This is a genomic window from Deefgea salmonis (genome assembly GCF_020531905.1).
GTDB lineage: Bacteria > Pseudomonadota > Gammaproteobacteria > Burkholderiales > Chitinibacteraceae > Deefgea > Deefgea salmonis.
The window spans coordinates 185,600-208,410 of record NZ_JAJAWG010000004.1; the positions used below are offsets into that span (position 1 = coordinate 185,600).

At 50.2% G+C, this 22,811-nt stretch carries 17 protein-coding genes and 7 tRNA genes; 8 read left to right on the forward strand and 16 right to left on the reverse strand.

Annotated elements, in window-relative coordinates:
- Positions 1 to 115: 115 nt before the first annotated feature.
- Positions 116 to 202 (reverse strand) — tRNA-Leu (locus tag LG219_RS08880).
- A 310-nt stretch (positions 203 to 512) separates the two neighbouring features.
- Here LG219_RS08880 and LG219_RS08885 point away from each other — a divergent pair.
- A complete protein-coding gene (locus LG219_RS08885) occupies positions 513 to 1,010 on the forward strand; it encodes a hypothetical protein (RefSeq protein ID WP_226764146.1) in 498 nt (165 codons plus the stop codon).
- A gap of 99 nt (positions 1,011 to 1,109) precedes the next feature.
- Here LG219_RS08885 and LG219_RS08890 read toward each other — a convergent pair whose 3' ends face one another.
- Together LG219_RS08890 and LG219_RS08895 are read right to left on the reverse strand one after the other, a co-directional pair.
- Complete coding sequence (locus LG219_RS08890) at positions 1,110 to 2,717, reverse strand: methyl-accepting chemotaxis protein (protein WP_226764147.1); 1,608 nt, start codon at positions 2,715 to 2,717, stop codon at positions 1,110 to 1,112.
- 345 nt (positions 2,718 to 3,062) lie between these two features.
- Positions 3,063 to 5,609, reverse strand: a complete 2,547-nt coding sequence (locus tag LG219_RS08895; protein WP_226764148.1) for a family 20 glycosylhydrolase — start codon at positions 5,607 to 5,609, stop codon at positions 3,063 to 3,065.
- A 209-nt stretch (positions 5,610 to 5,818) separates the two neighbouring features.
- On the opposite strand from LG219_RS08895, the gene LG219_RS08900 reads away from it, so the two are divergent.
- The 4 genes from LG219_RS08900 to LG219_RS08915 all read left to right on the forward strand — a co-directional run bounded on the left by LG219_RS08900 (position 5,819) and on the right by LG219_RS08915 (position 11,514).
- Entirely contained in the window at positions 5,819 to 6,703 is an 885-nt protein-coding gene (locus tag LG219_RS08900; protein WP_226764149.1) for an AraC family transcriptional regulator, read from the forward strand.
- Positions 6,704 to 6,810: 107 nt separating this feature from the next.
- A complete protein-coding gene (purL, locus tag LG219_RS08905; protein ID WP_226764150.1) occupies positions 6,811 to 10,782 on the forward strand; it encodes a phosphoribosylformylglycinamidine synthase in 3,972 nt (1,323 codons plus the stop codon).
- A gap of 77 nt (positions 10,783 to 10,859) precedes the next feature.
- Positions 10,860 to 11,117 (forward strand): hypothetical protein, encoded by a 258-nt coding sequence (locus LG219_RS08910; RefSeq protein WP_226764151.1) that lies wholly within the window; start codon positions 10,860 to 10,862, stop codon positions 11,115 to 11,117.
- A gap of 136 nt (positions 11,118 to 11,253) precedes the next feature.
- Positions 11,254 to 11,514: a hypothetical protein gene (locus LG219_RS08915; protein WP_226764152.1), complete on the forward strand. Its 261-nt coding sequence runs from the start codon at positions 11,254 to 11,256 to the stop codon at positions 11,512 to 11,514.
- A gap of 155 nt (positions 11,515 to 11,669) precedes the next feature.
- On the opposite strand, the gene LG219_RS08920 is transcribed toward LG219_RS08915, so the two are convergent.
- On the reverse strand, positions 11,670 to 12,170 hold the full coding sequence (locus tag LG219_RS08920; protein WP_226764153.1) for a hypothetical protein: 501 nt from the start codon (positions 12,168 to 12,170) through the stop codon (positions 11,670 to 11,672).
- A 12-nt stretch (positions 12,171 to 12,182) separates the two neighbouring features.
- Positions 12,183 to 12,932 (reverse strand): DUF2092 domain-containing protein, encoded by a 750-nt coding sequence (locus LG219_RS08925; RefSeq protein WP_226764154.1) that lies wholly within the window; start codon positions 12,930 to 12,932, stop codon positions 12,183 to 12,185.
- 392 nt (positions 12,933 to 13,324) lie between these two features.
- On the opposite strand from LG219_RS08925, the gene LG219_RS08930 reads away from it, so the two are divergent.
- Entirely contained in the window at positions 13,325 to 14,512 is a 1,188-nt protein-coding gene (locus LG219_RS08930) for a LysR substrate-binding domain-containing protein (RefSeq protein WP_308444078.1), read from the forward strand.
- A 320-nt stretch (positions 14,513 to 14,832) separates the two neighbouring features.
- Positions 14,833 to 15,126 (forward strand): YkgJ family cysteine cluster protein, encoded by a 294-nt coding sequence (locus LG219_RS08935; RefSeq protein ID WP_226764155.1) that lies wholly within the window; start codon positions 14,833 to 14,835, stop codon positions 15,124 to 15,126.
- Between the two features lie 70 nt (positions 15,127 to 15,196).
- Here the strand turns inward: LG219_RS08935 and LG219_RS08940 are convergent, their stop codons facing one another.
- From LG219_RS08940 to LG219_RS08980, 8 genes are all read right to left on the reverse strand, one after another.
- A complete protein-coding gene (locus LG219_RS08940) occupies positions 15,197 to 17,104 on the reverse strand; it encodes a B12-binding domain-containing radical SAM protein (RefSeq protein ID WP_226764156.1) in 1,908 nt (635 codons plus the stop codon).
- Positions 17,105 to 17,543: 439 nt separating this feature from the next.
- On the reverse strand, positions 17,544 to 18,863 hold the full coding sequence (locus LG219_RS15425) for a methyl-accepting chemotaxis protein (protein WP_284691635.1): 1,320 nt from the start codon (positions 18,861 to 18,863) through the stop codon (positions 17,544 to 17,546).
- 301 nt (positions 18,864 to 19,164) lie between these two features.
- Positions 19,165 to 19,249 (reverse strand) — tRNA-Leu (locus LG219_RS08955).
- A gap of 55 nt (positions 19,250 to 19,304) precedes the next feature.
- Positions 19,305 to 19,378: transfer RNA gene (locus tag LG219_RS08960), tRNA-Cys, on the reverse strand.
- A gap of 47 nt (positions 19,379 to 19,425) precedes the next feature.
- A tRNA-Gly gene (locus LG219_RS08965) sits at positions 19,426 to 19,501 on the reverse strand.
- Positions 19,502 to 19,537: 36 nt separating this feature from the next.
- A tRNA-Gly gene (locus LG219_RS08970) sits at positions 19,538 to 19,613 on the reverse strand.
- Between the two features lie 37 nt (positions 19,614 to 19,650).
- A tRNA-Gly gene (locus tag LG219_RS08975) sits at positions 19,651 to 19,726 on the reverse strand.
- A 47-nt stretch (positions 19,727 to 19,773) separates the two neighbouring features.
- Positions 19,774 to 19,849 (reverse strand) — tRNA-Gly (locus LG219_RS08980).
- Positions 19,850 to 20,078: 229 nt separating this feature from the next.
- On the opposite strand from LG219_RS08980, the gene nadA reads away from it, so the two are divergent.
- The gene (nadA, locus tag LG219_RS08985; protein ID WP_226764157.1) at positions 20,079 to 20,993 is read left to right on the forward strand and encodes a quinolinate synthase NadA; all 915 of its coding nucleotides are present in this window, start codon (positions 20,079 to 20,081) and stop codon (positions 20,991 to 20,993) included.
- A gap of 223 nt (positions 20,994 to 21,216) precedes the next feature.
- Here nadA and LG219_RS08990 read toward each other — a convergent pair whose 3' ends face one another.
- Genes LG219_RS08990 through LG219_RS09000 form a run of 3 tightly spaced genes read right to left on the reverse strand, consistent with a single transcriptional unit; the run spans position 21,217 to position 22,550 of the window.
- Positions 21,217 to 21,738: a type II secretion system protein gene (locus LG219_RS08990; protein WP_226764158.1), complete on the reverse strand. Its 522-nt coding sequence runs from the start codon at positions 21,736 to 21,738 to the stop codon at positions 21,217 to 21,219.
- Complete coding sequence (locus tag LG219_RS08995) at positions 21,713 to 22,087, reverse strand: type II secretion system protein (protein WP_226764159.1); 375 nt, start codon at positions 22,085 to 22,087, stop codon at positions 21,713 to 21,715. The genes LG219_RS08990 and LG219_RS08995 overlap by 26 nt, the downstream gene beginning before the upstream one ends.
- Positions 22,077 to 22,550, reverse strand: coding sequence for a type II secretion system protein (locus LG219_RS09000; protein WP_226764160.1), 474 nt, complete (start codon positions 22,548 to 22,550; stop codon positions 22,077 to 22,079). The genes LG219_RS08995 and LG219_RS09000 overlap by 11 nt, the downstream gene beginning before the upstream one ends.
- Positions 22,551 to 22,811 lie beyond the last annotated feature (261 nt).

Sequence of the window (22,811 nt, forward strand, 5' to 3'; positions counted from 1 at the left end):
CGGGGGAGTGTTGCAGAGGGAGGTGGGGTGTTGGTCATCCCAAGGCGTTGTTTTGCGGTGCTGCAGACAACAAAAAACCCCGCAAAGCAAAGCTTGTCGGGGTTAATGTTTTTTGTGGTGCGCAACACGAGACTCGAACTCGCACGCCTGTAAGGGCACAGCGACCTCAACGCTGCGTGTCTACCAATTCCACCAATCGCGCACTACATACTGAAAAGATTGCTCAATTCAGTGAGGTGGCGAATTCTAGCTAGGCTAGGCTGTTTTGTAAACCCCTGTGTGCTGTTTTTTGCTGGTATTTCGGATAAATGATTGAATTGACGTTAAAATTTAATCGCTTGGTTGGCGGTGCTTGGTGCTGAAGGGGGGCTTAGGGCGCGCAGTGGTGTTGGCGGCTTGATGGGACTTGATGGGTTTTTGTCGTGGGATTGACTTCAGACTTGATGCTAATTAAAAGGGGCGTCACACTGCTGAGATACACTCTTTTGTAAATCGAAAGCTAGGAGCATTAAATGAGCAATAAAGGTCGTTATAAAGTCGGTGCCCGTGCCAGTAATCGTTTGCCTGAGGCATTAAAATCGAATGAAGGCATTCGTCAGGCGCTCAAAGCGGTAGATGGTCATTTCCCTATGGATTTGTATGTCGATGATTTGGAATTAGAATTATTACAAAATGCATCGCGTACTTTAAGCCGTTTTTTAGTGCCGGGTAGCAAGATTGATATTGCGATTCAATTTGCTCAATTGTGCGAAATTTCGAGCGACTTGTTTAAAGAAGTAAAAGAAATTCGCAAACAAATTAAGAGCATTATTAGTGATAATGAAGATGAGTTAGAAACCAATCACGTTGGCGCTTTGCAATATGTGACTGAGTTTCGCTCTGAAATGGGCCCAGCGTTAGCCAATTCGATTGTATTGCGCCGGTTTGCTAATTTTGTCGATGCGGTCTTGTTGGCGCAGATTCAATACTCGGCAGAAAACGTTGAAATTGAATTGTTTATTTCTGAATAATTTCAATTTACTCGTGCTGAATGACCAAGCCCCATCGATGATGGGGCTTTTTGTTGGCCGTTGGTTTTTTACTGCGTTGATGGGGCGGTTTGTTGTGGTTTAAACATGGTAATTCGCGATGCTATTGCGTAGGGCGCTGGAGAGTTGTTTGAGGGCGGTGGCGTTGTGCGCCGATTGATCGGCGACTTGGCTGGTTTCTTCGGTTTGCTGTGCGATTTGCTCAATGCGAGTTGCAATTTGTAAGCTGGCACTGCGCTGTTCTTGCATGGAATTGCTAATTTCAGCAATTTCTGTTTTTAATGAATCTGCGCCGATTCGAATGTGGTGAATGGCTTGGCGTGCTTGATCGGCTTGTTGTACGCCATTTTCGACTTGCAGTAATGCGCCATTCATTGAGCTGACGGTGGCTGCCGCTTCGTGTTGCATGGCATTGATGGTGGTGGCGATTTCGGCAGTGGACAGCCCGGTGCGTTCGGCGAGTTTGCGGACTTCGTCGGCGACAACGGCAAAGCCGCGTCCTGTTTCACCGGCTCTGGCCGCTTCGATGGCGGCATTTAATGCGAGCAAATTGGTTTGCTCGGCAATTTCTCGAATGACTTTAATCACGGTGCTGATTTCGTTGCTGCGGACCGAGAGTTGCTCGATTCTTTGCGAGGCTTGGCGCACTTCATTCGAGATTAAATCAATGCTGGTCATCGATTCGCCGATGATGTGTTCGCCGCGCATAGCGAGTGCGCCCGATTCACTGGCTTGTGTATTGGCCGATTGGGCGCGGTGGGCAACGTGCGCCACGCTGGTGCTGACCTCTTCGATTGCGGCGGCCATGCTGGCCGTGGCTGAGCTAACGTCTTGGGTTGCGCCTTGCAGTTGATTGGCACTGGCGGCCATGTTTTCAGCCATGCTAGCGAGTTGATTGCCGTGTTGATGTACTTGACGCAAGCTCGGTTGGAGTGCATCGAGCAAAGTGTTAAATGCATTGATGGTTTGGGCGATTTCATCGTTGCTGCTCGGCTGCGGGATGCGGCGGCGAAAGTCAAAGTCTTGTGCCAGTTGCTTGGCGGTGGTGGCTAGCGATTCGAGTGGGCGGCGAATTTGCTGGGCGATCAACACACCTAGGCCCATTAATAGCAGGGCGGCGGTGATGGCGATGCTCAGGCCGGTTTGATTGGCACTGCTAATGCGTTGGCTAAATTGTTGTTGCGACTGCGCGAGGTCGGCCTCGCCTTTTTCGGTTAATGCTTTGAGGGCAAGGGTGAGCTCGATGCCAATGGGCTGCATTTTTTCTTTGACGACGTGCATTGCGGCGGCGTCGTCGTTGCTCCGGGAGGGCGCTAGGATCGATTCAAGGCCATTTTGGTATTGCTGGAGTTGGATTCGGATCTGGCCGATGAGTTCAGGATGTTCGCCTTGGCGACTTAAGTTTTCTAGCGTGTTGTTTGCCGTTGTTAAATCGTCCTGAATTTTGGATTCGATTGCGGGGTATTGCGTGGGATCTTCAACGGCGATGTGCTCATACACATTGCGGCGTAAGCTGGCCATTGCGCGTTCAATGTTATTGAGTGTATTGAGTTTTTTACTGTCAACGCTGATGGCTTGTTGAAACAGGTGGTCGAGTTGTTGGTATTGCCACCATGCGGAGCCGGCCAGCACGGCAATAAAAAACAGTCCGGCAAGATTGAGTAGTAATAATCGAGTGCCAATGCGCATTGGTTTTTCTTCTAAGGGTGTCGAGCGAGGCCGAAGATTACGAAGATATGACAAATGCAAAGAATAGGTGTTTTCCCTAGTTTGGCGTGGCGAGAGGCTGCAATGCGCGGTGGATTTTACCAAATCAAAATTGACGGTGATTTAGGTGTTTGATTTGATAGGGCATATTTTTATGGGGTTAAAATAAATTGTTATGATGGGTATATGCATAGAATCAATAGGTATATTGACTTGCGTGAATATACATCGATATTTTTTCTTTGGATTGGCGGCTGGCACGCAATGCGCTGTGTGATTAGCAAAAAAAAGCCCCGCATCATGCGGGGCTTAGAGATTGCGGCGGGTTTAGTGGACTACAACTGTGGCGCTTTTTCGATTGCTGCTGCTGAAGGTGGCGAGCTTCACGCCCGTAAAGCCAGCCGCTTGGCTGAGTGCCGCGTAATCGAGCGCGCTGGTGTAGGGCGCTGATTGGGCGGTGGGTTCGCTGCCATCAACGGTGTAGCGAATGGTTAAACCCGGTGCTGAAACATTGGCGAGCAGTTGGCCGTTTTCCACTTTGGCGCCTGGCAATGGAATGCGGTAGCCGTAGCCGCCTAAAAATCCATCCAAACGCGCTAGTTCACGTTGACCAAGACGATTGGCAAACTCATTCCAATCGGCATCCATTTGGGCTTGGCGCTGCTCTGCATCGGCGATCAAAGTCCATTTTGGATCCCGCGCCCAAGCGCGCTCGGCTAAAGCGATCATGCGTGGCATGGCGAGGTATTCCAAGCGGGCCGCATCACGGATGTTTTCGGCCCACAGTTGGCCTTGAATCCCGATGATATTGTTCACCCCAGTTGGCGTTAAGCGCACTTTGCTGGCGATTTTTTCTTGATCGAGCGGATGGCCCATTAAATCGACGGTGGCGGTGGTGAAAATATCCAAGGGGCAAAATTCAAATGCGCCACGGGTTTCGATAAAGCCACCCCAGTAGTAGCCGGGCTCAGCAGGATCTTTGCTATAGGCCAAGTCAAAATACAAATTGGTTACATTGGATAGCACGGTTTTATAACCGGCATTGGCCAACTGATAAGCAAAGTCTTCTTGCCCCCAGCCCCAAACGTTGTTCCACACGTAAGGGCGGAAGTTGGCGTTTACAAACTCTGGATTTGGCCCGTGGGTGTGTTCGCCATTGACTTCGGTTTTGACTAAGGCGATTTCTTCCCAACCACCAAACACCAAGCCGTATTTTTTTAATAAATCACGGTAACGGGCGAGGAAGTAATTTTGCAGTTGAACGATTTGTGTCATGCCTTGCGCTTGCATAAAGGCTTGGCAAACGGGGGATTTTTCCCATGCGCCGTGCGGTACTTCGTCGCCACCAGTGTGCATGGTGGTTAGCGGCGCGCCAGCTTCAAGGTACATCGCTTGTAAATCGTGCAATACCGTTTCGATAAAGTTGTAGCAAGACTCTTGGGCGATGCAGATGACATTGTCGTGCCACAATTGCACGGATTCATAGTCGGATGCATCGTCAAAGTCACACAGCAAATAGTGTTTGGCGGCGTCGGTTTGTCCTTGCGCCATCAAGCGGTGGTAGCGCAAGTTCATGGCTTTAATTGCCGCACGGGCATGCCCGGGTACGTCGATTTCTGGCACGACTTCGATGTGGCGCGCGGTGGCAAATTGCAAGATTTCGATAAAGTCGGCGCGGCTATAAAAACCACTACCGGCTGGATTGCTCACATCACCGCCAGAGCCAAAGCACGGCACTAAATGGTCGGTTTCCGTTTGGGTAAAGCCGCGTTGGCTGCCGATTTCGGTGAGTTCTGGCAGGCTAGGGATTTCCAGGCGCCAGCCTTCATCGTCAGTGATATGAAAATGAAATTGATTCAGCTTATACAGCGCCATGCAGTCCAGTAGGCGCAAGACACTGTCTTTGCTGCTGAAATTACGACCAACGTCTAAATGCATGCCGCGATACGCAAAGCGTGGTGCGTCAATAATTCGGCAGCAAGGTACGCTCAGTTCTGCTTGCGGATTGAGGAAGGCGGCTACCGGCAACAGCTGACGCAGGCTCTGCAAGGCATTAAATACGCCGTGTGCGCTCGCGCCGGTAATGATGATTTCGTTGGCATTAATTTGCAGCGAATAGGCTTCGTTGGGCGCTAAGGTGTCACTGACCGCAACGGCGCCGATTTGCAACACAATCGCTTGGCTGCCTGTTGGGCGAATAGCGGCTTGTTGTAAATACACGCGGCTCACATCATGAATCGCCGCGCGCAAAAAGCGCGCTTCGGTGGCCAATTGGCTGCTGTGAACAATCAAGGTGTCTTTGTTAATACTAAATTCACCATTGAGCCATTCGCTCGACAATGGGCTTGGGGTGATTTTGCCGACTTGCTCGATCGGCAGTGGGTGCAAATCTTGGTTGTGTTCAAACGTCAGTGCTGGGGTGCTCAGCGGCACTAAATCATCGGCTTTACGATGGCGTTGCTGCTCGGTTACAAACGGAGCGATTTCAGGGTCTCCTATCGTTTCGTGATAGGCGTTCTCTTGGCCGTCGTTATACACAATATAAAAACCCAGTGGTGCATCGGTTTCGGCAATGACCCAATACAGGCCTTCGTAGGCAAAGGTACGCGACTGGCCTGAGGTCACCGCAGCAAAACCGGCCTTCGGCGCGAGACGCCAAAAGTCGCCGTTTACATGCGTAACTTCAACGTCACCGCTGACGGTTTCGGGTTTGATTTTGCGGCAAGTATTAAAATACAAAGCCCAGCCTGATGACGGTAAGACTTGGTCGGAAAGATTGTCGAGTGTTAACTCGGCAAGAAAGTTATCGCCGTTATGGGCGTTGGTTTTATTCGCCCATGTCAGTTTGAGGTGTGCGCCAGCTGGATTGCTCATTATTTTAACTCTCCCTTGGGGTGGTTGAACTGGGTCTTTTGCCCGTCTGACAGTGTAAAAGCGCGACCAGTACAATGCGAGCATTGCCGGTGCGCTGTCGTTCGGATGATGCGACAACGCACCGATAGCGCAGTTATACCGCTAGTGTGGCTGATTTTATCTGCTATTGGCTCAATAAAGTATATGATTGGCTCAAACGAGAGGTGGCGATGCTTATTAGAGAATGGATTGGCAATTCGCAAGGCCATGCATGGCGTTTAAATCATCATGTGGCGGAGCATATTGCGTTTAATTTTCACTTTCATCCCGAGTATGAGCTGACTTTAACGCTAGGCGCTGGCGGGCAGCGCCATATTGGTCATGACATTGAAAGTATCACTGAGTGTGATTTGGCCTTGGTCGCGCCCAATCAACCGCATAGCTGGCAAGCGCCCGCACGCAGCGATGGCGCAGCGTTGGAATTACAAGTGGTGTTGTTTCGCCTTGATTGGCTGGTGGCGCTGACTGAGCATGGCATGCCAGAGTTACGCCACTTGTGCCAATGGCTGGCGCAAATTCGGCAAGGGGTGGTGTTTAGCCCAGCATTTACGCAGTTGCTGGCACCGCGTTTGGCGCGCTTACATGAATTAACGGGCGTCAAGCGCTTAATTGCGGTACTGGATATTTTGTCTGAATTAGAAAAAGACCGTGCCGCACGTTTTATTGATGCCCAAGTGGTGCAGCTCGATCCTGATCGACGTTTGATGAAGGCGATGGCGCACTTGCAGGTGAACTATCTACGGGCAGTGAGCTTGGCTGAGCTGGCCGAAGTGGCCGCTTGTAGTGTGACGACGTTAAAACGACTCTTTGCGCAGCAAATGAAATCGAGTTTTAGCCAAGAAGTTTTGCGCTTACGAATTGCCCATGCTTGTCATTTATTACTGACAACGGATCGGGGGATTGATTGGGTGGCCATGCAAAGTGGTTATGCGTGCTTGAGTCATTTTTATCAGCAATTTAGTGCGCGTATTGGGCAAACGCCGAGCGCGTTTCGCCGTCAGGCCAAAATCCGCACAAACGCGACTGGTAAACCAAACGCTAATAGACCCTCGTGATGTGCTTGGCCGATTGACGGGGGAGTCCTTGCTTTCTTTCTCCTAAAGTGGGTGAAATTTCGGTATGATTACGTACTTTTTGCCACATTTCTGGGTTAATTTCAAACATGGCCAATGTGCTCCAACTTCGCGGCGGTACCGCGCTTTCACCATTTCGGATTGAAAAATTATCATCGGCACTTGCTGCGCAAGGCCTTGCGGTTAATTTGTACGCCGAATTCTGGCACTTTATTGAGCAAACTCAGGATTTGAGTGAGGCTGATACCGCAATCTTGGCGCAAATTTTGAGCTATGGAGAACCTGCTCAAGTCGATTTGGCGCAAGGTACACCCATTTTGGTCTTGCCACGTTTGGGCACGATTTCACCATGGTCTTCTAAAGCGACAGATATTGCCTTGCATTGCGCTTTGGCCGGCAAGGTGGCAAGAATTGAACGGGGTATTGCGGTTTATGCCAGCAAAGCCGATGGTTCAGCTTTGTCGAGCGCAGAAAAAAACATCCTATTGCCGTTGATTCACGACCGAATGACCGAGCAAGTGTTTGATGGCTTGGCGGCGGGCAATGAATTATTCCGTCACTTTGAGCCAAAACCACTCGAAACCGTCGATGTATTAAACGGCGGTAAAGCGGCACTGGAAAAAGCCAATGGCGAGTATGGCTTGGCTTTGTCGGACGACGAGATTGATTACTTGGTGGAAAACTTCACCAAGCTAGGTCGTAATCCAAGCGATGTGGAATTAACGATGTTTGCGCAAGCGAACTCGGAGCATTGCCGACATAAAATCTTTAACGCTAATTTCATCATCGACGGCCAAGCGCAAGACTACAGCTTGTTTGGCATGATTCGCGAAACGCATAAAGCCGCGCCGGAAGGCACTGTGGTGGCGTATTCGGATAATTCATCGGTGATTGAAGGCGCGTTAACTGAACGTTTCTTCCCAGCGGCCATCTCAGAAAATGGCAGCGCTGAATATGCCTTCACGCAGGAAGAAACCCATATTTTGATGAAAGTGGAAACCCACAATCATCCAACCGCGATCTCTCCATTCCCGGGCGCAGCAACCGGTTCGGGTGGTGAAATTCGGGATGAGGGCGCAACAGGTCGTGGCTCGAAACCGAAAGCCGGTCTGTGTGGCTTTACTGTTTCAAATTTGTTGTTACCCGGCCATGTTCAGCCGTGGGAAACGCCGTACGGCAAACCTGATCGCATCGCCAGCGCGCTCGATATTATGATCGAAGGCCCAATTGGTGCGGCAGCGTTTAATAATGAATTTGGTCGCCCAAATCTAGCCGGTTATTTCCGTACCTTTGAGCTTGATTTCAACGGCGAGCGCCGTGGTTATCACAAGCCTATTATGATTGCCGGTGGTTTGGGCAATATCAGCGCCTTGCACGTGAAGAAAAATGATTTGCCTGATGGCTCCTTGCTGATTCAACTCGGTGGCCCGGGCATGTTGATCGGTATGGGCGGCAGCGCGGCTTCATCGATGGAAACCGGCTCAAACGCGGCGGATTTGGATTTTGATTCGGTGCAGCGTGGTAATCCAGAAATGGAACGTCGTTGCCAAGAAGTGATTGATCGCTGCTGGCAAATGGGCAGTAAAAATCCAATCCAGTCGATTCATGACGTCGGTGCCGGTGGGATTTCGAATGCCTTCCCAGAATTGGTGAACGACGCGGGTATGGGCGCGGTCTTCAATTTACGTAAAGTGAATATCGAAGAAAAAGGCATGGCGCCGAAAGAAATTTGGTCGAACGAATCGCAAGAGCGCTATGTGCTCGGCATTCATCCGAATGATTTACTGACCTTTGAAGCGATTTGCGAGCGCGAGCGTTGCCCGTTTGCGGTGATTGGTCGCACTACCGACGAGCGCCAACTCACGGTAGAAGATCCGTATTTCGACAATAAACCCGTCGATATGCCGATGGATGTGTTGCTTGGCAAACCGCCAAAAATGACGCGGGATGTCACACGGATTACGCCAGAGCTGCAAACCTTTGATTCGGCGGCGCTGGATTTAAAAGAATCGCTCTACCGCGTTTTGGCTTTGCCATCTGTGGCCGATAAATCGTTCTTGATTAACATCGGTGACCGTACTGTCGGTGGTTACACCGCGCGCGATCAAATGGTCGGCCCGTGGCAAGTGCCGGTGGCGGACGTTGCGGTTACCACCATGGGGTATAACACGCTACGCGGCGAAGCCATGGCGATGGGTGAACGTACCCCCCTTGCTTTGATTTCTGGCCCCGCATCTGGCCGCATGGCCGTCGGTGAAGCGTTAACCAATATTGCCGCTGCGCCGATTGCTAAATTAGCTGACGTTAAATTATCAGCCAACTGGATGGCGCCTGCTGGGCATCCGGGTGAAGACGCCAATTTATACGATACCGTCGCTGCCGTTGGTTTGGAATTGTGCCGTCAACTCGGCGTGTCGATTCCCGTCGGTAAAGATTCGCTATCAATGAAAACAGTATGGAATGATGGTGAGGCGAAAGCCGTCACTGCGCCGCTGTCTTTGGTTATTTCGGGTTTTGCACCGGTCACCGACGTCACCAAAACGTTGACGCCGGTGCTTAAAGACGTTGAGTCTGATTTATTGCTGATTGATTTGGGTACTGGCAAGTGCCGTTTAGGCGGCTCGGCCTTGGCGCAGGTGTATAGCCAAGTGGGTAATTTTGCCCCTGATGTGGTGAGTGTGGATCACCTGAAATCCTTCTTTGCGACGGTTCAGCAACTGAACGCCGATGATAAGTTGCTGGCTTATCACGATCGTTCTGACGGTGGTTTGATCTCTGCCGTGTCAGAAATGATGTTTGCTAGCCACTGCGGCGTTACGTTGGAAATCGACGAGCTGTGTATCGAGCGCCGTTTGCGTCAACGTCAATTGGACGAAATTTCATCCGATGACATCGAGCGCGCCGAAAACGGCCGTGTGATGGGCGTGTTGTTCAATGAAGAACTCGGCGCCGTAATGCAAGTGCGTCGCTCCGACACCGCCGCGGTGATTGCTGCGTTTATGAACGCCGGTTTGGCGGGTGAATTGCACGTGATTGGTTCGACCAACCATGACGACAAGCTCAAAATCAAAAAACGTAATCGTTTGTTGCTGGACGAAACTCGTGTCAATCTGCAACGCGCTTGGAGCCACACTAGCTGGCAAATCCAACGTCTGCGCGACAATCCAGCATGCGCCGACGCTGAATACGCGCGCATTGGTGATAAGGCCGACAAAGGCTTGTTTGCTAAATTAAGTTTCAATCCGGCGGAAGACGTTGCAGCGCCGTATATCGCCGCTCCATATATTAACGGCGGCGCAAAACCACGCGTTGCGGTATTGCGTGAGCAAGGCGTGAACGGTCATGTCGAAATGGGCGCGGCGTTTACTCGCGCTGGTTTCGCAGCCGTTGACGTACACATGAGCGACGTGATTGCGGGCCGCGTACAGCTGGCCGATTTCAATGGTTTGGCCGCCTGCGGTGGTTTCTCGTACGGCGACGTACTCGGTGCTGGTGAAGGCTGGGCGAAATCGATTCTGTTTAACGGCGCAGCGCGTGAGCAGTTTGAAGCGTTCTTTAACCGTGCTGATACCTTTGGTTTGGGCGTGTGTAACGGTTGCCAAATGATGGCCAATTTGTCGGGCATTATTCCTGGCGCTGAGCACTGGCCGAAATTTACCCGCAATCAAAGTGAGCAATTTGAAGCGCGCTTGGTGATGGCCGAGGTGATGAAATCACCATCGCTGTTCTTTGCTGGTATGCAAGGCAGCCAAATGCCGGTGGTGGTGAGCCACGGCGAAGGGTTTGCTAATTTCAGCCAGCAAGGTGATAAAGCCAAGGCATTGGTGGCGATGCGTTACGTTGATAGCCAAGGTAAAGCCACGCAGACCTACCCGATGAATCCAAATGGCTCGCCTGATGGTATTGCTGGCGTAACGACGCCTGATGGTCGCTTCAGCATTATGATGCCGCATCCAGAGCGCGTATTCCGCACGGTGCAAAACTCGTGGCATCCGGAAGATTGGTCTGAAGATGGCGCATGGCTGCGGATGTTCCGCAATGCGCGCGTTTTCCTCGGCTAAGCCGCTTAGTCATTGCTACGATAACAAGCAGCCTACGGGCTGCTTGTTTTTTTGATTTGAAACCAAGGACAAACAGTATGAAACGTTATTTCATTTTATCTTTGCTGGTGCTGCTGATGGCGTGTAGCAAAATTACCGCCGAGAATTACAACAAGGTCATAACGGGGATGAACCGGGCGGAAGTGGTGGCTATTTTAGGTGAGCCAACGCAGAGTGAATCAGGGGGTTTTTTAGGCATTCAAGGTGAGACGGCGATGTGGAAAGACGGCAAAGTGCAAATTACCGCGCAATTTGTTAATCAAAAACTATTGACGCATTCCATGGTGAAGCAATAAGCCACTAATCGCTTTATTATTACAAATAACAATGGTTATTTTTACTAATAAATAAAGCAAATAATGGCTTGAGTATTAGATTTGCTTTGTTATACTCAAAAAAGACCGTATTTAGCGGTTTAAATAGGAGATTTCAATGCGTCATTTAATTCAAGCCACATTGCTGGCCACCGCTGTTTTGGGATCTAGCATGGCTTACGCCGATTGTGATGATGGTCCACGCGTAATGCCAAAAGTCGAAGTAAGTAAAACCGATTACCTCAAAAAAATGGAAGCTTTTTTTGATTTTGTTGATACCGATAAAAATGGTGTGATGACGCCTGCTGAGCGCGCAGCTGCCAAACAAAAAATGAAAGCCGAGTGCCGAGCTAAAAAATCCAACGCATCGGCTTGGTAATATCAGTCGCTGGCTTGGGGGTATTTTTTGTTTGAATCACCGGCTAAAATCCGCGGGATTGCAATTAAAAATAGGCCAAATAAATGGCCTATTTTTTATCTAAAAATGGATTAATCATCCATTTCTCATCGTGAATCAGCACGGCATACTGCGAATTAATACGGCTGATTGACTACAATATAAGTCACATTACTACCTTGATATTGTGGTTGATACCAGGTTGATCCGCATTGCATATACGCTCCATTGCCACGCATCACTTGGATGCAATTACTTGGCATTTGGTTGGCATTCACAATGCTGCCAATCACCGCAGAGGTGACCGCAACCGCGGCGGTAACGGCCACTGCTGTTGCGACAGGGTGGTAGTTATTATCGTAACGATCACCGTGACGGTAACCGCCATTATGATCGACATTCACGTTGACGTTATTGTTGCTGATATTGGTATTTTTAATATTATTTTTGTTTTTGCGATGATCGTTTTTATTGTTGTTATTGCGATTAGGCGCTTTGTTATTTTTGCTCGCAGCAGGTCGAGCGCCTTTTTGATGCTCGCCATTGCCTCTGGCCTGCGCTTCGATGGGCATGCCCATGCTGATTAAAGCCACTATGCTCAGAGTAAGGATGCTGGCTTTTGATGCGAATTTAAACATAATAAATGTCCTTTATTCTGCCGCTTTTTTAAATGGAATCGCAATATCACCTGGTTTGGCTTTAAAGGTAAATTCGCTGTTATTGAGTTTTGGCTTTAGATTCCAAGTATAGGTTTCAGATCGTGCCGGGCGATTGGGCTGGCTACTATCGGTAATCAGCACTTTGCAAGGTAGCGATGGTTTATTGCGGCTCGTCCATAATTGCCACACTGATTTTTCCTGCGCAAATACCAAATGATCACACAGCTGGCCATTAATTTTGCTGACGCCGACGTATTCGGCCAAGGTTAATTGATTGAGTGCGCTTTGGTCTTTGCCAATATCAAATAACGATTTGAGTGGAATATTCAGCGCATAGTAGTTTTCGACTTGATTGAGCATGTCGCTGGTATTGTCGGCAACATCAACCGTGGTGTAGTAATGCAAGGTGGGCGAGTATTGTGTTAATTGCTTGCCGTTATAAAAGTATTCGCGATTTAAATTGTCACTATTGATTTTGACATACAGTTTATTGTTGCCATCCATCGTCATCGCGCTATTGCCCATGGTTTGAATCATTTGGCCTGATGGCGACAAAATATCTTGCGTGACAGTGGCTTTTACCTCGGCCTTGGGTAGGCTGCGTAGATAGCGCCCAATTTCAACCGCTTTAGCAACCACCAATGGATTGACCGCGACTTCGGTCGGCTGGCTGTCGCTCGCCCATAGCGAAACGCTGAGCGGCAGTAGTGCCAAGCCGAACCAACAGGTTTTTAGTTGCATAAACTTGCTCCAAAATGATGAGTTATTTAATTTATATAAATCATAGCTTATCAGGGCGCACTAAAATTCATACAGTTTTGGTCAGCTTGTTACTCTTTGTTCATTACATGGGTCGAATATTTGGCGCCAATTTGGATTGCTGGCAAGTTGGCTGAATGTGTCGCGCAATTTAAGTTGGGCTAGATGGCGCTGTTGTTGTGAAACGGCGGCCATGTTTTGGCTTTGTGCTGGTTCTTCGGGCTAATCAATGAGGGCGAATCTAATGGCGACGCTTTGATTTTATCGGCGACAGCGTCTGCGCACCGTGTGTTGAATCAAGCGTGATGAAGGCATAAAGTGCGTGCTCGTTATGACTTAAATACGATAGACCACGCAGGTTGGAGCGCATTGCTGTGGCGGCTTTTTTAAATAAAGTCAGCCTGATGCTGCATTACCAAGCGCTGGCATGGAATGACTACGCTGCGCGCTTCGTGCCTTGCCTCAGGCCAAAATCCGCACAAACGCGGCCGGTACACCAAACGTCAACAGACCCTAGTCAATTGATGCACGATCGAGCGTTTAAAATGTTTAAACGCTTGCTGTCAGTCGATCAGATATTTATAGTGCCGATTGAATTTTCAAAATCTATTGAAGGCATCGAAATGAAATTCACCCTGCGCCAATTAGAGGTGTTTGTGGCCGTGGGTCGTGGCGAGAGTGTGTCTCGGGCCGCAGAATGCGTGGGTTTATCGCAATCGGCGACCAGTACGGCGCTATCTGAATTAGAGCGGGTGTATGATCGGCGCTTATTTGATCGGATTGGCAAACGCTTGCAGCTCAATGAATTGGGCGCCGCTTTATTGCCGCAAGCGATCCAGCTCCTTGATCATGCGGCAGAAATTGACGCCTTATTGGCCGGGCGTTCTGGCTTTGGCCCGATGCGTGTTGGTGCCACGCTAACCATTGGTAATTATCTCGCTACCTTACTCATTGGTGATTTTATGCGGCAGCATCCGGGCTGCCGTGTTTCATTGGGGGTGCATAATACCGCGCATATTGTGCGGCAAGTGGCGCATTATGAGTTGGATTTGGGCTTGATTGAAGGCGATTGTCAGCATGCCGATTTGGATGTCATTCCCTGGATTGCCGATGAGTTAGCGGTATTTGCCGCACCAGAACATCCCTTAGCGCATAAATTGCAGCAAGGCGGGGTGATTGATTTTGCTGATTTGCTGGCCGCGTCATGGATTGTTCGGGAATCGGGTTCGGGCACTCGGCAAACCTTTGATTACGCCATGCGGCATGTGCAATCCAAGCTCGATATCCGCTTAGAGCTGGAGCATACCGAGGCGATTAAACGCGCGGTTGAGTCGGGTTTGGGAATTGGTTGTATTTCACGGCTGGCGCTAAAAGAAGCATTTCGCCGTGGCAGCTTGGTGGAGCTGCCAGTAGCGGGTTTGGATTTAGCGCGGCAGTTTCATTTTGTGTTACACAAACAAAAATACCGCACCGCAGGGATTACGGCTTTTTTAGAGCTTTGCCGCAGCGTAACCGCAGGGGCTAGTCGTAGCGATGAGATTGTTTTACCGTATATTCGCTAAACAGCGGATTGTTTAATCGTTGGTGATGTGCCGCTTTGATGCCGTGTGCCGTGCCGTGCTTGTCGACAGTGGACTGTAAACTAGCGTAAAACATCAGCAAATCGCCGCTGAGATCGTCGTGCTTACGCGTTGTTTGAGATATGAATTGGTTTTTCTCTGCGCCTCTGCGTCTCTGCGTCAAAAAGTGTTTTTCAGCGAGCGGCATGACCGTGCCGTAGGTACTTCAAGCCATCAACGTAATCGGAACAAAGCCCAATTGCTGGGTATATGGCAGTAAGCTTTATTTAATATAGGTTGTAGTAATATACCCATGGAGGTCTATGTCTGATGCTGTATCGTGTAGTAGTTGTAAAGCCTGTTGTTGCCAATTAGAAGTGATGCTGATTGCGGGTGATGATGATGTGCCCGCCGAGTTCATTGAAGTGGACGCATGGGGTGGCGAGATTATGCATCGTCTGGCCGATGGTTGGTGCGCGGCGCTGAATCGTAGCAATATGCTGTGTACGATTTATGCGCAGCGCCCTTGGATTTGCCGTGAATATGAAGCGGGTGATAGCGATTGTATCGAGCAAAGAAAGCGCATTCCTTTGCTGTCGATTCAACGCATTATTTAGTCGCTTGCTACTGCGAGTTTCAGACCGACCATCGTTTGATGACTGGATAGCCAACGATGGCCACGTCGACTTAATATTGTTGCAATGCTTTGGCGAGGCGATGTTTGGCAATGGTGGTACGCGGCACTTTGCTATCAAACCAAACGCGCACATCGTCATCTAAACCAATGCCGTGCATATAGTTATACAGCGCTTTATTCAGCGCTCGACCGAGCGCATCGTGATCAACCCCAGTTGGATCCATAAAGCCAATATCATTGGTGGCAAAGCTGATTTCGGGGAGCTTTTCCAGCGTGACGCCAAATTCTTCTGGGTTTTTGCCAACCGGCGAATGCACCGTGCAGGCAAAACGATGGAAAAACCCCGATTGAATACAGCCATTATCAAATAGTTGCCGCACGTATTCGAGCGCATCCACCGTGTCTTGCACCGTTTGCGTTGGAAAGCCGTACATCAAATACGCATGCACCAGTACCCCGGCCTCGGTAAAGCTTTGCGTCACTTTGGCCACTTGCTCAACCGAAACGCCTTTTTTCATCAAGGTCAGTAAACGATCCGATGCGACCTCAAGCCCGCCAGAAATCGCAATACAGCCACTTTCGGCGAGCAATCGGCACAGATCAGGGCTAAAGGTTTTTTCAAAGCGGATATTGCCCCACCAAGAAATCGAAATATTGCGGCGAATGAGCTCTTCAGCCAATGCTTTAAGCGCCTTCGGTGGTGCAGCTTCATCGACAAAGTGAAATCCGGTTTGTCCGGTTTCGGCGATGATGGCTTCAATGCGATCGACCAATACTTCGGCGGTGGTGGTTTCATAGCGCGAAATATAATCGAGGGTAATATCGCAAAAGCTGCATTTTTTCCAATAGCAGCCGTGCGCCACGGTGAGTTTATTCCAGCGGCCATCCGACCATAGCCGGTGCATCGGGTTGAGCATGTCGAGTAGTGATAGGTAGCGATCCAGCGGCAAACCATCCCACGTTGGCGTGCCGACTTCGCCAAACGGCACTTCGGGCTCGACGAAATTGATGTATTTCACCGCGCCGTCAACACGGGCAAAGGTGCGAACTAAGCGTTGTTGCGAGCGTTTGCCTTTTAAGTGCTCCAGCAGCGCCAGCAACGGGCGCTCGCCGGCGTCGAGCATGACGAAATCAAAGTAATCAAAAACGCGCGGCTCTTTCAGTTCGCGCAATTCGGTATTGGCAAAACCGCCACCGAGTGCGATGACCATATCAGGGTATTGCCGTCTAATCGTTTGGGCGATTCGGAAAGCGGCATATACTGCGCCGGGGAAGGGCACAGACAACAAGACGATATTCGGTTGGTGCTGCGCGACGGATTCGAGTGTTAGTTCCGCCAGATAGTCGTCGACCATCGTGGTCGGAGCCGCCAGCGCCCGCGCCAGCGGATCAAACGTCGCTTGCGACATCGCCAGAGATTCAGCGTAGCGAACAAATTCAAAGCGTGAATCCACCGCTTCACGTAATACATCGGCGATATCGTTTAAATACAGCGTACCCAAGTGCCGTGCGCGGTCTTGCATGCCGAGCGCGCCAAACGCCCACGCCAGTGGATCACCGCCCTCATCGTCGACATAGGCATCGAGCTGGGCAAAGCGCTGGCCTTCGGGCAAAAAATTCCGGCTGCAAATGCGGTGGCCGATGGTGGAATCGCGGCCTTGCAAAAACGCGATTGTGGGCGTGATGGTGCTGAGGTAACGATCAAACGTCGCGTCAAATAGCGCTACCTGCTGTGTGCGTTTTTTGGGCGGGATCTTATCGATTTTCTGGCGAACGTCGAGTAAACCGTCTTTGGAAAACAGCTTGAGCATCAAGGCCAGTGCTAGATCACTCTGCTGCGCCGCAACGCCTTGCGAGCGCAAAAAACCCGTTAAATACGCCGTGGATGGATAGGGCGTATTCAATTGCGTCATCGGTGGGATGATGGATAAAACGCGGGCGGTATCGATCTTGCTCATATGGGCCTAGGCTACTGTGGGTATCTGTTGCTAAATAAGGTATATCATGATCTAGCAGCCTATACCCAAAGGTATCACTGACTAAATTCATCACAAAACAAAAAACCCCAGTCGCTATCGCGGTCTAGGGTCTGTGAGCGTTTGCTTTCTTGTTGCGCTGGTGCGGTTTAATGGTTCGATATTTAGCCAGCCCAGCTCAAGCGCGAATTCTACCTTGTTATCCTGTGAGTGTATTGATTTGGGTCGGATTTTCTGTTTGACATAGCGGGAGCATCAAACCGTTTTGCGCATTCGATGACGCTTAGCAGATGTGCTTTTGATGCGCTGATGGGGCATGACATTCATCTTGATGATAATAGGGTAAAGCTCAGATTCTCTGACTGTATTTCAATGGCATCGATGCTGGCCAGCCATCGATGCCACTTCAACGCGACTGGGTTTACTTGCTCTGCCTGACAAGGCTTTCTACATCCAGCGTTGCGGCGCTGGTTCTTTCGGCTAGTTTTCGGACTTCATCGGCCACCACGGCAAAGCCACGGCCTGCTTCTCCGGCGCGGGCGGCTTCGATGGCCGCGTTCAGGGCCAGCAGATTGGTCTGATCGGCAATCGATTTAATGGTGCCGACAATGGTGGCAATTTCGGCAAGGCTTTTTTCTAGACTCTGCCTTTGCGTGCTTTCACCGCTTAGCGCTTCGGATTTCTTTTCAGCATCAATGGCAGCCAATGCTCCCACCACGCGTAATGGCGCGCCATTGCTGTCACGGCGGGTTTTGCCTCTAGCGCGAAACCAGTGGTATTCATTGTTTTTACACTTCAGGCGGTATTCGATGTTGTAGGGGGTGTTGCCGGTTTTATCGTTTAAATGCGCGGCAAATGCATCCAGCACGCCTTGCTTTTCATCCGGGTGTAAGCGGCTGGCCCAGCTTTCCAGTACATCCGGAAACTCGGTCACCGAATGAAACCCCAGTAAAGTCCTGAATTGCTCAGACCACCAGAAGGCATTTTGCGGATTCACCGGGTTATCCACATCGACTTCCATATCCCATAAGCCCTCAGATAGCATTGCGCTGCTGAGCTCGAACCGGGTCAGCGTTTTATCCAGCTCGGCCTCGTGCTTTTTGCGCAGGGAAATCCCCTCCAAAGAGCCGGCCACTCTGAGCGGTACGCCTTCGCTATTACGCTGCGTCGCTCCTCTGGCCCGGAACCAGCGATATTGCTTATCTTTGCATTGCAGGCGGTATTCAATGTCGTAAGGGGTGCGTCCGCTTTTGTCATTTAAGTGATCGGCAAAGGCGGTGAGTGTGCTGTCTTTATCTTCAGGGTGCAAAAGGTTAGCCCAGCTTCCCAGCACACTAGGAAAATCTCGTTCATCGGTAAAGCCCAGCAATTGCCTGAAGGTGGGTGACCACCAAAATACATTGGCAGGATTAACCGGATCACCCGCTACCACGCTCATATCCCAAAGCCCTTCGCTGGAGGCCCGGTTCACCAGATCAAAACGTTTTTCTAAAGCGCTGTACTGCGTTTTTTCCTTGGCGAGTTCTTCCTGCAAAGCGCTTACTTCATCCTGTAAAGTGCGTTTTTCATGTAGAGCAGCAGAAAGCGCTTCGCTGTTTTTATGCCAGATACGATGTAATTTATCGCCAATGGCACGCCATTTCTCGTTGCCTTCCATGGTCCAGCGTGGCATATCTCCACGTAAAGCCGCTTCGGCCGCGCTGTCTAATTGGTTAATCAGTCGACTTTGCTTAAAAAACATAGTGCACCTCAATCAATACCCCGACCCAGACGGGATTGATATCAATCTAGTGCATTGCGGCGGTAGCTTTAAGAATAAAACTAATATTTTTACATTATTAGTAATTAATTGATTACTGTATTGTATTGTTTGATCTAAATGCACGCAATTATTGTCAGTTTTAAGCGTGAGTGAATAGATGGTGGCGTTATTCTGGTGGATTCTCAACCAATACCCCAAGAATGTCCCATGAGGGACTTGCTCTAACTGACAGGCAAGAAAAAAGAGTCTAGCTTTTCAGCTAAACCCTTGATTCTATTAGTGGTGCTCGGAGCGGGACTTGAACCCGCACACCTTGCGGCGAGGGATTTTAAGTCCCTTGTGTCTACCAATTTCACCATCCGAGCGCTGTGCATTACTGCTTCAGCATTTTTTAAAGTCCGATATCTCGTACTTTAGTGTTGGAGGCGGAGGCCGGAATCGAACCGGCGTAAACGGCTTTGCAGGCCGCGGCATAACCATTTTGCTACCCCGCCAGGGGTGATGCTGATTAATGAATAACAACTTCATTAATATTAAAATCTGGAGCGGGATAAGAGACTCGAACTCTCGACCTATACCTTGGCAAGGTATCGCTCTACCAACTGAGCTAATCCCGCATCGATACTGCTGATGCTGTGTACTACGCCATTTATTGGAGCGGGATAAGAGACTCGAACTCTCGACCTATACCTTGGCAAGGTATCGCTCTACCAACTGAGCTAATCCCGCATCAATACTGCTGATGCTACGTACTACGCCATTTTTTTGGAGCGGGATAAGAGACTCGAACTCTCGACCTATACCTTGGCAAGGTATCGCTCTACCAACTGAGCTAATCCCGCAGCCTAAACTGCTGTTACTGTACTACGCCATTTTTCTTTTTTTTTTTTGGAGCGGGATAAGAGACTCGAACTCTCGACCTATACCTTGGCAAGGTATCGCTCTACCAACTGAGCTAATCCCGCATCCGTGTCTGCAGATCGATGTGATTTGCAGAGGAGGCGAATTATGGACAAGGGCGGCGAGGCTGTCAAGAGGAACTGCAATATTTTTCTACTCAACTGCGAAATAATCGTGCGGCCTCCGGCATTTCTGGCAAAAAAGCCAGCGGTAAGCATGGTAAGATTGGCGGATTGATGACGATGTATTGACTGCATCGCCTTTACTTTTTGTAGCTTGCTTAAGGATAGTCCCATGCCACGCGTTGTGACGCTTGCTCATTATTATACCCAGCCTGAAATCCAGCAAATGGCGGATAAGGTTGGCGATAGTTTGGAATTGTCGTTGTTTGCTCGCGATGCCGACGCCGATATTATCGTGTTTGCCGGTGTGCGTTTTATGGCAGAAACCGCCAAAATTTTGAATCCAAATGCCACGGTGATTTTGCCCGATGCCGGTTCAACCTGTTCTTTGGTGACGCAAACCGATGTGAGCGCGCTAAAAGCTTGGCGTGAATCGTATCCTGATCATGTGCATGTGTCGTATATCAATAGCTCGGCTGAACATAAAGCATTGTCAGATTGGATCGTCACCAGCCGTAATGTGGACGACATCATCGCGCATTTGTATGCCGAAGGTAAAAAAGTTATTTTCTCGCCAGATCGGAATATGGGCGCGTATTTGAACTTCCAGCATGGCTACGATATGCCGTTATGGTCGGCGGTGTGTGAAGTGCATGATAAGTTTAACCAAGCGGCGCTCGATGAAGCGTTTGCTGCGTGCACCACCGCCAAATACTTGATTGCCCATCCTGAAAGCCCATTGCCGGTGCTGCAGCAAGCCGATTACGTCGGCTCGACCTCAGGCATGCTCAACTGGATCAAATCGTTCGACCAAGAGCCCGATGCGGTGATCTTCGTCGCGACCGAAGATGGCATTTTGTACAATATGCGCTTAGCGCGCCCCGACTTGAAGATTGAGCAAGCGCCTATTTACGCCGGTTGCCAGTGTAATTCTTGCCCGTATATGAAAATGAACACGATTGAAGCGGTGAAACGCGCTCAAGCGGGGCAGGGCACCGAGATTGATTACCTGACTGCCAGCGATATGGAAGCCGCACGCTTACCAATTGAGCGGATGCTGGAATTCTCGCAACGCTATTACGCCTAGTAGGGTATTGGCCGCTAGGCTTTTTAGCTTAAAGGCTGGCGGTCAATACCCCATCCCACCATCAAGGGGGAAGGGGCTGCAGTCGATCTGTTTAAACGCGTGAAATTTAAAATATCATCGCCAAATCAAAGTCGAACCGAGCTGGGGATATAGTCATTTGCCGCGGTTGATGCAGGGTCAAGCTGATGCGTTTGCGTCGGTGTTGTTCTGAGGCGCGGCGGGGTTATTTTCGGCCACCACCTTGATTCGGCCAGTGGGCAAAGCGCCAGTCTTGGTAGGATTTGGCATCTTTAAAGCTGGCATTTTCATTGATAAATTGATCGTTTTTGAGTGGTTTTTGCAATGATTGGCTCTGCACGCCCATAAAGCCACCACCGGGGCCGCCAATCATCAGCCAATCGCCGCCGGTAATGGGGTCTTTATATGCTTTACGCAGATAGCGCCGAGGGAAGGGTACTCGCGGGTCTTGCACTAAATCTTGCAGCGTTTTGGGGTATTGCAGGCCAGCGGCGCTGTTTTGCTCGCTGTACTGCTTGATGGCGAGGCGAATTTCATTGCCAACGCGCATCAGTTCTTCTTCTTTACTGCGCTGAATGCGGTTTTGCCATGCCTCACCGACTTGCGCGAGGTAAATGCCCATAATTAAAACCAGCATCAAGGCCCAGACATAGGCAAATCCTTGCTGTGGACGATGCGGCAGGCGGCATTTCGTCACGCGCTTACCAAGAGCTGTACTGGGTGCCATCTTTAGCTGCGCCTTGGGCGCCACTTTTTAAATCGTAGACGCCAGTACCGGTTTCGGGCGGCACAATCAGCCATGAATCACGGCGACTCGTGATCGGATCGAGCGGCGCTTCGCGCAAATATTTACGGCTGACCAATTCGTCCAGATTATTTGGATAGCGGCCGGTATCAGCATAAAACTTATCAATCCCATCGCGCACCGCGACCAAATTGTGCTTGAGCACGGTTTCTTGCGCGCGGTCGGTTTGCTGAAAATAGCGCGGCACCACCAGCGTCAATAAGCTAGCCATAATCGCTAGCACCACCAAAAGTTCAATCAGCGTAAAACCTCGGCTTTGTTTACCACTCACGATATGGCACTCCACTTAGACCTGTTTGCGTCGAATTTGAGTAGATATCATACACGTCGCGGCCTTCAGCTGGCGCTTCGGGTGGGCTGGCATAGCTGCGTAGCCCCCAAGTTTGGGCATTGCTTTTACTGGGGCAATCGCAAAATGGGTCACGCGGTAAGCGGCGTAAAAAATAGATCTTTTTCCCCGCCGGGTCTTTTAAATCTTTGGCACCATCCACCAAGGTGTCGAGCGTGGGTGGAAAGCCTGATTCATCGAGCGATTTATTGACGCGGCCGGCATCGACCGCCGCTTTGTATTGGTCGATGCCATTGCGAATTTGCCAGAGTGCTCGGCGTAAATCGTCTTCACGATTGCGCGTTGCCGCCACTTGCGACAATGGCAAAGCCACGGTCGCAAGTACCGCCAGAATGGTCAACGTCACCATCAATTCAATCAGCGTAAATCCAGCAGCAAACCGCATCTTATCGACGGCCCATACCGCCACCCCGTGGGATCGGCGTTGCCGCTGGTGGCGTGGCTTCCGTTGGCGTTGCCGGTGCGGGTGGTTGTTGCGGCTGCGGTTGAACCTGTGGTTCTGGCGCTGGTGGAATATACGGTGCTGGCGAGCCACCTTGGCTATTGATTAACACCGTTGATGCATTGCGCAGGCGCAATGGGTCGGTGCTGATGCTGCCTTCGGTACCACTTTCAAAATTGGTGATATACGATGATGGAATCGGCA

Coding starts and splice junctions, on each gene's coding strand:
- LG219_RS08895 (WP_226764148.1), bottom strand. CDS start 5,609: ATGAGCAATCCAGCTGGCGCACACCTCAAACTGACATGGGCGAATAAA.
- LG219_RS08885 (WP_226764146.1), top strand. CDS start 513: ATGAGCAATAAAGGTCGTTATAAAGTCGGTGCCCGTGCCAGTAATCGT.
- LG219_RS08890 (WP_226764147.1), bottom strand. CDS start 2,717: ATGCGCATTGGCACTCGATTATTACTACTCAATCTTGCCGGACTGTTT.
- LG219_RS09000 (WP_226764160.1), bottom strand. CDS start 22,550: ATGCGGTTTGCTGCTGGATTTACGCTGATTGAATTGATGGTGACGTTG.
- nadA (WP_226764157.1), top strand. CDS start 20,079: ATGCCACGCGTTGTGACGCTTGCTCATTATTATACCCAGCCTGAAATC.
- LG219_RS08920 (WP_226764153.1), bottom strand. CDS start 12,170: ATGTTTAAATTCGCATCAAAAGCCAGCATCCTTACTCTGAGCATAGTG.
- LG219_RS08910 (WP_226764151.1), top strand. CDS start 10,860: ATGAAACGTTATTTCATTTTATCTTTGCTGGTGCTGCTGATGGCGTGT.
- LG219_RS08925 (WP_226764154.1), bottom strand. CDS start 12,932: ATGCAACTAAAAACCTGTTGGTTCGGCTTGGCACTACTGCCGCTCAGC.
- LG219_RS08900 (WP_226764149.1), top strand. CDS start 5,819: ATGCTTATTAGAGAATGGATTGGCAATTCGCAAGGCCATGCATGGCGT.
- LG219_RS08990 (WP_226764158.1), bottom strand. CDS start 21,738: ATGGCACCCAGTACAGCTCTTGGTAAGCGCGTGACGAAATGCCGCCTG.
- LG219_RS08940 (WP_226764156.1), bottom strand. CDS start 17,104: ATGAGCAAGATCGATACCGCCCGCGTTTTATCCATCATCCCACCGATG.
- LG219_RS15425 (WP_284691635.1), bottom strand. CDS start 18,863: ATGTTTTTTAAGCAAAGTCGACTGATTAACCAATTAGACAGCGCGGCC.
- purL (WP_226764150.1), top strand. CDS start 6,811: ATGGCCAATGTGCTCCAACTTCGCGGCGGTACCGCGCTTTCACCATTT.
- LG219_RS08935 (WP_226764155.1), top strand. CDS start 14,833: ATGTCTGATGCTGTATCGTGTAGTAGTTGTAAAGCCTGTTGTTGCCAA.
- LG219_RS08915 (WP_226764152.1), top strand. CDS start 11,254: ATGCGTCATTTAATTCAAGCCACATTGCTGGCCACCGCTGTTTTGGGA.